The organism is Nocardioides oceani, from assembly GCF_030412965.1.
Taxonomy (GTDB): Bacteria; Actinomycetota; Actinomycetes; order Propionibacteriales; family Nocardioidaceae; genus Nocardioides; species Nocardioides oceani.
Genome location: NZ_JAUHJQ010000283.1, coordinates 1 through 218, shown reverse-complemented (window position 1 = coordinate 218; position 218 = coordinate 1). Strand labels below are relative to the sequence as shown.

General features: G+C 77.1%; 1 protein-coding gene. It reads left to right on the top strand.

Going from position 1 to position 218, the window contains the following annotated elements:
- Positions 1-218, top strand: a 218-nt coding sequence (locus tag QWY28_RS24070; protein ID WP_300955414.1) for a hypothetical protein, incomplete at both ends; no start/stop codon positions are given.

The window sequence follows — 218 nt, the reverse complement described above, 5'->3', positions numbered from 1 at the left end:
CCCCCGCCGTGGTCGAGCGCTGGCTGGCCAAGGTCACCCCGCACGACCCCGAGCTCGTCGCCTGCTACCGCAAGCGCCTGGACACCGTCGCCGCCACCGGCGTCGCCCTCAGCTTGGTCGGCCCCGGCGCCCGGGCCGACTACGACCGGATGCACGACGCCCTGGCGGAGTACGCCTCCGGCGAGCTCACCCCTGCCCGCGAGCGCGCCGTCCGCTCC